Below are 591 nucleotides of genomic sequence, written 5' to 3'. Positions count from 1 at the left end.
CTACTCGCTGATCCATCTCCCGCCCGCCGAAGTCCCTTACGCCCTCGCCGAGTTGCGTCGCGTCCTGGCCCCGGGCGGGCGGCTGCTGCTCGGCTTCTTCGCCGCCGACCCCGGCCTCGGCGACACCGACCGGCCCGTCCCCTTCGACCACAAGGTCACCACCGCCCACCGCTGGCCCGTCGACACCCTCACCGCCCTGCTCCGCACGGCCGGCCCTCCCCGAGACCGGCCCGCAGCATCCGCCGCCCCGGCCCTGGCGAACGCTTCCCGCAGGCGGCGGTCCTGGCCGAAGCGGCACCCTGAGCGGCCCCGTCCGCTTGCCCAGCGCCGGCCTCGCGGGGCCGCGGACTGAGGTGATGGCTCCGTCCGGCATCTCACCCCGAGAGCGGTGGCCGGAGGACGTAGCAGGCTCGTTGACCCCCTGCTCGGTCAGGCGACCCAGCCGCGGCGGTGGGCCTGCCAGCCGAGTTGGATGCGGGTGTCGGCGCGGGCCAGGGACATCAGGCGGCTGATGCGGCGCTGGACGGTGCGGAGGCCGAGGTTGAGCTGTTTGGCGACGGCGGGGTCGGTGGCGCCGGACAGGAGGAGGGC

Annotated in this window: 1 protein-coding gene and 1 pseudogene; one reads left to right on the top strand and one right to left on the bottom strand. The window is 75.5% G+C overall.

The window, feature by feature from the left end:
- A pseudogene (locus tag KCH_RS43205) lies at window positions 1-352 on the top strand (class I SAM-dependent methyltransferase); the annotation flags it as partial.
- A 77-nt stretch (window positions 353-429) separates the two neighbouring features.
- On the opposite strand, the gene KCH_RS47615 reads toward KCH_RS43205, so the two are convergent.
- A partial coding sequence (locus KCH_RS47615; protein WP_482793301.1) for a helix-turn-helix domain-containing protein occupies window positions 430-591 on the bottom strand: 162 nt, incomplete at its 5' end.

It is taken from the genome of Kitasatospora cheerisanensis KCTC 2395 (genome assembly GCF_000696185.1).
In the GTDB taxonomy this organism is placed as follows: domain Bacteria; phylum Actinomycetota; class Actinomycetes; order Streptomycetales; family Streptomycetaceae; genus Kitasatospora; species Kitasatospora cheerisanensis.
The sequence above is the reverse complement of the archived record's forward strand: the minus strand, read 5'-3'. Positions and strand labels throughout refer to the sequence as shown.